A 4,986-nucleotide genomic window follows, 5' to 3' on the forward strand; every position below is an offset into this window, starting at 1 on the left:
TGAACGTCGGCGCCGCGGCGCGGGACGCCGGTGTGCCCACGCTCACGGCGTTCCTGGACCCGGCCACCGGCTCGGACGTCCGCGCCGGGCACGGCCCGGCGGACCTGGTCGTGGCCAACAACGTGTACGCGCACATCCCCGACGTGGTCGGGTTCACCCGGGGGCTGCGCGCCCTGGTCGCCGACGACGGCTGGGTCTCCATCGAGGTGCAGCACCTGCTGACCCTGATCGAGGAGAACCAGTACGACACGATCTACCACGAGCACTTCCAGTACTACACGGTCGCGTCCGCGATCCGGGCGCTGGCCGCCGGTGGACTCGCGCTCGTGGACGTCGAGCTGCTGCCCACGCACGGCGGCTCCATCCGGCTGTGGGCCCGGCCGGCCGAGGCGGCCGGCGAGCCGAGCCGCCAGGTGGCTGACGTGCTGGCCCGGGAGAAGGCCGCCGGGCTGCAGGAGCTGTCCGGGTACACCGAGTTCTCCGCCCGGGTGGCCAAGGTGCGCCGGGACCTTCTGCGGTTCCTCATCGAGGTGGCCGAGCGCGGCGAGACGGTCGTCGGCTACGGCGCCCCGGGCAAGGGCAACACCCTGCTCAACCACTGCGGCATCCGGCCCGACCTGCTCCCGTACACGGTCGACCGCAACCCCTACAAGCACGGAAGGTTCACCCCGGGCACCCGCATCCCGATCCTGCCGCCCGAGCAGATAGCCGCCGACAGACCGGACTACGTCCTCGTCCTCCCGTGGAACCTGCGGGCCGAGCTGGTCGAGCAGCTGTCCTTCGTGCACGACTGGGGCGGCCGGCTGGTCTTCCCCATCCCGGAACTGAGCATTGTCGAGGTCGCGTCTTGAAAGAGGTCACAGCATGAAGGTCGTTCTGTTCTGCGGCGGTTACGGGATGCGGATGCGGAGCGGTGCCGCAGACGACGTGCCCAAGCCGATGGCGATGGTCGGCCCGCGACCGCTGATCTGGCACGTCATGCGCTACTACGCGCACTTCGGGCACACGGAGTTCATCCTGTGCCTCGGCTACGGGGCTCACCACATCAAGAAGTTCTTCCTCAACTACGAGGAGACGACGTCCAACGACTTCGTCCTGCGGGGCGGGCGGACCGAGCTGCTGTCCACCGACATCTCCGACTGGACGATCACGTTCGCGCAGACCGGCATCGAGTCACCGATCGGGGAGCGGCTGCGCCGGGTGCGGCACCACCTGGACGGCGACGACATGTTCCTCGCCAACTACGCCGACGTGCTCACCGACGCCCCGCTGGACGAGATGATCGGCCGGTTCGCCCGGCGCGACGCCGGTGCGTCGATGATGGTGGTGCCGCCGCAGTCCTCGTTCCACTGCGTGGACCTGGGCGAGGACGGCCTGGTGGGGGGCATCACCGCGGTGAGCGACCTGCCGCTGTGGGAGAACGGCGGCTACTTCGTGCTCCGCCAGGAAGTCTTCGACCACATACCGGAGAACGGGGACCTGGTCGCCGACGGATGCGCCCAACTGGCCAAGCAGGGCCGGTTGGTGGCGCACCAGCACCGCGGCTTCTGGAAGCCGACCGACACCGTGAAGGAGCGGGCCGCGCTCGACACCGCCTACGCCCGGGGCGACCGCCCGTGGGCCGTATGGGAACGGGACAGCGCCGGAGCGCGGGCGTGATCCGGCTCGGGGCCGGGCGCCTGGACCGGATCGTCGCGGTGGGCGCGCACTGCGACGACATCGCCATCGGCGCCGGCGGCACGCTGCTGACGCTGTGCCTCGCACGGCCGGGCATCCGCGTCGAGGCGCTGGTGCTCTCCGGCGGTGGCAGCGAACGGGAGCGGGAGGAGCAGGCCGCGCTCGCCGCCTTCTGCCCGGGCGCCGACCTGCGGCTGACCGTGCACAAGCTGCCGGACGGCCGGCTGCCCGCGCACTGGGACGAGGCCAAGGCCGCGGTCGAGGAGCTGCGCATGCGGACCGAGCCGGATCTGGTGCTGGCCCCGCGGACCGATGACGCGCACCAGGACCACCGCGGCCTGGCGAAGCTGATGACCACCGCGTTCCGCGACCACCTGGTGCTCGGCTACGAGATCGTCAAGTGGGACGGCGATCTCGGCCGTCCGGCGGCGTACCAGCCGCTGTCGCCGGAGATCGCCGAACAGAAGGTGCGGCTGCTGCAGGAGCACTACCCCTCGCAGCGGCACCGGCCCTGGTACGACCGCGAGGCCTTCCTCGGCCTCGCACGAATCCGCGGCATCGAATGCCACGCGCGCTACGCCGAAGCGTTCGCCGTCACCAAACTCACTCTCAACCTGGGGGAATGAACCTTGCGCGTACTGCTGACCGGGCACCAGGGCTACCTGGGCACCGTCATGGCCCCGGTCCTCACGGCTGCCGGGCACGAGGTCGTCGGGCTTGACTCCGGCCTGTTCGCCGACTGCGTGCTGGGCCCGACGCCCGCGGACCCGCCGGGGCCGCAGGTGGACCTGCGCGACGTCACGGCCGAACACGTAGCCGGGGTCGACGCCGTGATCCACCTGGCCGCGCTGTCCAACGACCCGCTGGGATCGCTGGCGCCGGAGCTCACCTACGACATCAACCACCACGCGTCCGTACGCCTCGCCAGGCTGGCCCGCGACTCCGGAGTGCGGCGCTTCCTGTACGCGTCGACCTGCTCGGTCTACGGCGCCGCCGGCGGCAGCGACCTGGTGGCCGAGGACGCCCCGCTGCGCCCGGTGACGCCGTATGCGGAGTCCAAGGTGCGGGTGGAGGACGACCTGCACGCGCTGGCCGACGGCGACTTCAGCCCGGTGTTCATGCGCAACGCCACAGCCTTCGGCTACTCGCCCCGGCTGCGCGCCGACATCGTGCTGAACAACCTGGTGGGCCACGCGCTCCTGTCCGGCGAGGTGCTGGTGCTCTCCGACGGCACCCCCTGGCGCCCGCTGGTGCACGCCGCCGACATCGCACGGGCCTTCGCGGCCGCGCTGACCGCGCCTCGGGAAGCGGTGCACGACCGGGCGTTCAACATCGGCAGCGAGATCAACAATGTCACGGTCGCCGAGATCGCCGAGCAGGTCGCCGAGGCGGTGTCCGGCGCGAAGGTGGTGATCACCGGGGAGACCGGTGCCGATCCGCGGTCCTACCGGGTGGACTTCTCCCGGTTCCGCGCCGCGGTGCCCGGCTTCGACTGCGAGTGGACGGTGAAGCAGGGCGCGCTCGAACTCGCCGACGCCTACCGGAAACACGGGCTGACCCGGGAGGACTTCGAGCGACGCTTCACCCGGCTGGCCGTGCTGCGCGCGGCGACCGAGGCCGGAGCCGTCGACGACACCCTGCGGTGGCGCCGATGACCACGGCCGGCGAAGAGATGCATGCGCTGGTGGAGCGGTTGTACCCGCTGTGCCGGAGCATCACCGGCGACGGTGTGCGCGCCACCCTGGCGATCGTCGGCGAGTACGTCCCGCTGCAGGTGCACGAGGTGCCGACCGGGACTCAGGTGCTCGACTGGACGGTGCCGCAGGAGTGGAACATCCGGGACGCGTACATCGCCGACACCGCGGGCAACCGGGTCGTCGACTTCGCCGCGTCCAGCCTGCACGTGCTCGGCTACAGCGTGCCGGTGTCGCAGACCATGCCGCTGGCCGAGCTGCGCGGACACCTGCACACCCTTCCCGACCACCCGACCTGGGTGCCGTACCGCACCAGCTACTACAAGCCGGAATGGGGGTTCTGCCTGGCCCAGGAGACCTTGGACGCGCTGCCGGACGGCGAGTACGAGGTGTGCGTCGACTCCACACTCGCGGACGGCCACCTCACCTACGCCGAGCACGTGGTCCCCGGTCAGGTCCCCGACGAGGTGATCGTCTCCTGCCACGTCTGCCACCCGTCGCTGGCCAACGACAACCTGGCCGGCATCGCGGTGGCGGTGCTCCTGGCCCGGGCGCTGGCCGAACAGACGCCGTACTACACCTACCGGTTCATATTCGCACCCGGCACCATCGGGGCGATCACCTGGCTGGCCCGCAACGCGGAGCGGATCGACCAGGTCAAGCACGGGCTGGTGCTGGCCTGCGCCGGCGACCCGGGCCAACTGACGTACAAGCAGAGCAGGCGCGGCGACGCGGAGATCGACCGGGTGATGCGCCATGTGCTGGCCGCATCCGAACGCCCGCACCGCGTCGCCGAGTTCACGCCGTACGGCTACGACGAGCGGCAGTTCTGCTCGCCCGGGTTCGATCTCGGCGTGGGCTCGCTCAGCCGGACCCCGTACGCGGGCTACCCCGAGTACCACACCTCGGCGGACAACCTGGACTTCGTCTCCCCGGAGGCGATGGCGGACACCCTCGCCCTCTGCCGCGAGGCGTTCGCCGTCCTCGACCGCAACCGGCGGTACCTCAACCTCAGCCCTTACGGCGAACCGCAGTTGGGCCGGCGCGGGTTGTACGACGCGCTCGGCGGCCGCAGCGACACCAAGCAGGCCCAGATGGCCATGCTCTGGGTGCTCAACCTCTCCGACGGCGAGCACAGTCTGCTGGACGTCGCCGAGCGGTCCGGGCTGCCGTTCGACACCGTCGCCGCCGCGGCCGGCGCCCTGCACGGCGCCGGGCTGATCAAGGCATGACGCCGATGACCGGCGAGGGGGAGAATCCGCGGACAACGGCGCCACCGGCCGGATCCACCCGGCGGGCCCTCGTCGGCCGGCTGTCCTGGGGACTGGCCGACCAGGCGGCCTCCAGCATGAGCAACTTCGTGGTGGGCATCTACGTGGCCCGCTCGCTGGGGGTGACCGCGTTCGGCGTGTTCAGCCTCGCCTGGGTGACCTATGGCGTCGTGCTCAACGTCTCCCGCGGGCTGGCCACCGATCCGCTCGTGGTGCGCTTCAGCGGCGTGTCGGACGCGTCCTGGCGCGGGGCGGTGACCCGGTCGACGGGTACCGCACTCGGCGTCGGTGCAGCCATCGGCGCGGCGTGCCTGGTGGTCGGGCTCGGCCTCGGCGGCAGCGTG

The 4,986-nt window shown here is 71.2% G+C and carries 5 protein-coding genes and 1 pseudogene; all 6 read left to right on the forward strand.

Translation table 11 applies throughout. The annotated features are described in order from the left end of the window. Positions 1-851: class I SAM-dependent methyltransferase (locus CCN51_RS03370; RefSeq protein WP_086859239.1), on the forward strand; the 851-nt coding region annotated here is incomplete at its 5' end. A 13-nt stretch (positions 852-864) separates the two neighbouring features. Next, positions 865-1,659, forward strand: a complete 795-nt coding sequence (locus tag CCN51_RS03375; protein ID WP_014182119.1) for a glycosyltransferase family protein — start codon at positions 865-867, stop codon at positions 1,657-1,659. Beyond that, positions 1,656-2,303 carry a PIG-L deacetylase family protein gene (locus CCN51_RS03380; RefSeq protein WP_014182120.1) on the forward strand — a complete coding sequence of 216 codons (648 nt, stop codon included), beginning with the start codon at positions 1,656-1,658 and terminating at the stop codon, positions 2,301-2,303. Before CCN51_RS03375 ends, CCN51_RS03380 begins: the two co-directional genes overlap by 4 nt. Positions 2,304-2,306: 3 nt before the next feature. Further along, entirely contained in the window at positions 2,307-3,332 is a 1,026-nt protein-coding gene (locus CCN51_RS03385; protein ID WP_014182121.1) for an NAD-dependent epimerase/dehydratase family protein, read from the forward strand. Continuing rightward, positions 3,329-4,603: a DUF4910 domain-containing protein gene (locus tag CCN51_RS03390; protein WP_405384916.1), complete on the forward strand. Its 1,275-nt coding sequence runs from the start codon at positions 3,329-3,331 to the stop codon at positions 4,601-4,603. Before CCN51_RS03385 ends, CCN51_RS03390 begins: the two co-directional genes overlap by 4 nt. Then, a pseudogene (locus tag CCN51_RS03395) lies at positions 4,600-4,986 on the forward strand (hypothetical protein); the annotation flags it as partial. The gene CCN51_RS03390 and the pseudogene CCN51_RS03395, both read left to right, overlap by 4 nt.

The sequence above is a fragment of the Streptomyces milbemycinicus genome (assembly GCF_002154605.1).
GTDB classification, from domain to species: Bacteria; Actinomycetota; Actinomycetes; order Streptomycetales; family Streptomycetaceae; genus Streptomyces; species Streptomyces milbemycinicus.

What these genes read in the sequence shown, in the direction of transcription:
- CCN51_RS03375 (WP_014182119.1), top strand. Translation starts at nt 865, where the DNA reads ATGAAGGTCGTTCTGTTCTGCGGCGGTTACGGGATGCGGATGCGGAGC.
- CCN51_RS03390 (WP_405384916.1), top strand. Translation starts at nt 3,329, where the DNA reads ATGACCACGGCCGGCGAAGAGATGCATGCGCTGGTGGAGCGGTTGTAC.